The following is a 2,538-nucleotide window of genomic DNA, read 5'->3' as shown; positions in this document are numbered from 1 at the left end:
TCCCTGACGGAAACGGTCATGGATTGGCGCTCCATCTGGGAGAATTCCGTCGGTCCGAAAGTGTTGCCGCTGCCGCATCCCTCGTGGCGCAACACCGGCTGGCTGAAGAAGAATCCATGGTTTGAAATGGATTTGCTGCCTTTTCTGCGTTCGGAAATCCGCTATCGCCTCGGCTGACCTTTCAGCAAGAAATCACTCGCTTTTTGCCCGATCAGCAGAATTCCTTTCTTGTGAAAGGCCTGGATAAGGCAGAGTATAGGCATTCTATTCCTTTGGGAGCACGATATGGATCGCCTCGATAGAAAAATCCTCCGCCTTTTGCAGGAGGACGCGACACTCGCGGTCGCCGACGTCGCCAAGAAAGTCGGGCTGTCGACAACACCTTGCTGGCGGCGCATCCAGAAGCTCGAGGAGGAGGGCGTCATCAAGCGGCGCGTTGCCATTCTCGACCATGAAAAGGTCAATGTGCGCGTCACCGTCTTCGTGTCGATCCGCACCAATTCGCACAGCCATGAATGGCTGCGGCGTTTCTCGGAAGTCATCCAGGAGTTTCCCGAGGTGGTCGAGTTCTACCGCATGAGCGGCGACGTCGACTATCTCCTGCGTGTCGTGGTGCCCGACATCGCCGCCTACGACGCCTTCTACAAGCGTCTGATCGCCAAGATCGAAATCCGTGACGTGTCGTCTTCCTTCGCCATGGAGCAGATCAAGTACACGACCGAAATCCCGCTCGACTACATGGTGCTGGACAAGGAATCGGGTGCCAACGCCGCCTGAGCTGCAGCAGGTTGTCCTGCTTAGTTCTTCTTTTTGTTGAGGAAACTCCAGGGAGAATTGACCGGCAGGGTGACGGTGTCCGGCACGCTGCCGACAGCGACCACATCTGCCTTGCGGACGCTGTAGCCAGACTGGATGACGCTGACGCCGTCGAGGATGAACAGCTGGCTCTTCTCCATGTCCGGCTTCAGCGCGCCGGTGACCGCGACAGGCTGATACGCCTCGGACATCTTGTAGGGACGAGCCGGCGTGACCAAGACAATCTGGTTGGGCGGGGGCGTCGGCATGTGGCTGCACGCACCCGTCCAGGGCACCAGCAGGAACTGATAGACAAGATCGCCATCGCGATCGACCGGCAATGCATAGCCGGCTAGCTGAATGCTTTTGTCCTGCAGGTTGAGGGACAGCGTCTCGCCGTGGTCGGGCAATTTTGCCGCGATCATCGGCAGCCCGACGTTTTCGGCGGCGGATTGCGTAGCCGGACGCAGATCCTTCCAGAATATGTGCGCGGTCTCGGCCGAGGCATCTGTGGCCGCGGACACAAACAATGCCGCTGCGAGCATTATGGTTGATTTCAGAGGATTGCTCATTGGCCCGCGTCCCTTTGAAGCTCAAGTAAAGACGCCGCTGTCAGCGACGTCAACGCTCCCGCCATCACATGTCGGCAGCCGCATCACATGTCGGCGAGATCCAGACATGCCGGAAAGCGGGTTTCCGCGCCGTCAGCCTTTCCTTGCGGCGATCCGCGCCAGCGTCTTGGCATTGGACAGCTCCCTTACCGCGTCCTTGCCGATCCAGCGCGCCGTCCTGTCGGTCGACTGCGCCAGCCGTTCGGCGACAGCCAGGGCAGCGCCGTGCATGTCCATCGATCGTTTGCCGATCGACCGAAGCGCCCAGTTCACGGCCTTCTTCACGAAATTGCGGCTGTCGTTCGCATGCGTTTCGATGATCGGCAGGAAGGAGAGGAAGGTCGCCCCTGGCTCCTTCTTCCGGTGGACGACGGACCAGGCCATCATGGCGAAGGCCGTGCGCCGAACGAACTCCCGCTCATCGGCCGCAAACTCGGCGATCAGTTCTTTCCAGGCGTCCGTATCGACAAAGAGATCCGAGACGCCGTCGACGATGTCCCAGGAGTCGAAACTAGCCGCCCATCGTCTTGCATCTTCAGCAGAAAACCGTTTCGAGTCAGCCGTGACGGAGGCGATGAACTGCGCCTCCATGATGCCGGTGTCCCATAGCTCGAAGGCGCGCTCGTGGTTGCGTTTGATCTTCCTGGCGATCTGCCGCTGCATGCCGTGCGTGATACCAAGTGCACGGTCGATCTTGATGCCGTAGCGCAACATGCCGAGGCGGTTCTCCTCCGATCCGATAGCGCGCAGATGGGCGACGATTTCTGCAGCACTGGATTGAGGCGAGAGCTCTGGCACCGCGGAACCTATTTTTCGAGACGGGCGAGCAGCGAGGACGTGTCCCAGCGCTTGCCGCCCATCGCCTGCACATCCTTGTAGAACTGGTCGACGAGTGCGGTGACCGGCAGTCTGGCGCCATTGCGGTCGGCCTCGGCCAGGCAGATGCCGAGATCCTTGCGCATCCAGTCGACGGCGAAGCCGAAATCATATTTGCCGGCGTTCATCGTCTTGTGGCGGTTCTCCATCTGCCAGGAGCCGGCGGCACCCTTGGAAATCACCTCTATCACCTTCTCGATGTCGAGCCCGGCCTTCTTGCCGAAATGGATGCCTTCGGCCAGGCCCTGGACGAGTC

4 protein-coding genes and 1 pseudogene are annotated in these 2,538 nt (G+C 59.9%); 2 read left to right on the top strand and 3 right to left on the bottom strand.

What is annotated here, in order from left to right; genetic code table 11:
- A pseudogene (locus tag EN964_RS38895) lies at window positions 1–177 on the top strand (uracil-DNA glycosylase family protein); the annotation flags it as partial.
- Between the two features lie 108 nt (window positions 178–285).
- Window positions 286–777 (top strand): Lrp/AsnC family transcriptional regulator, encoded by a 492-nt coding sequence (locus EN964_RS31650; protein WP_006205209.1) that lies wholly within the window; start codon window positions 286–288, stop codon window positions 775–777.
- A 20-nt stretch (window positions 778–797) separates the two neighbouring features.
- Here the strand turns inward: EN964_RS31650 and EN964_RS31645 are convergent, their stop codons facing one another.
- From EN964_RS31645 to EN964_RS31635, 3 genes are all read right to left on the bottom strand, one after another.
- On the bottom strand, window positions 798–1,367 hold the full coding sequence (locus EN964_RS31645; protein WP_127270836.1) for a DUF3299 domain-containing protein: 570 nt from the start codon (window positions 1,365–1,367) through the stop codon (window positions 798–800).
- A gap of 132 nt (window positions 1,368–1,499) precedes the next feature.
- Window positions 1,500–2,204, bottom strand: a complete 705-nt coding sequence (locus tag EN964_RS31640) for a DNA alkylation repair protein (protein ID WP_127270838.1) — start codon at window positions 2,202–2,204, stop codon at window positions 1,500–1,502.
- A gap of 8 nt (window positions 2,205–2,212) precedes the next feature.
- The coding region (locus EN964_RS31635; protein ID WP_164776152.1) for an NAD(P)-dependent oxidoreductase at window positions 2,213–2,538 on the bottom strand (326 nt) is incomplete at its 5' end.

The sequence above is a fragment of the Mesorhizobium sp. M7A.F.Ca.CA.001.10.2.1 genome (assembly GCF_003998575.1).
Lineage (GTDB): Bacteria > Pseudomonadota > Alphaproteobacteria > Rhizobiales > Rhizobiaceae > Mesorhizobium.
The sequence above is the reverse complement of the archived record's forward strand: the minus strand, read 5'-3'. Positions and strand labels throughout refer to the sequence as shown.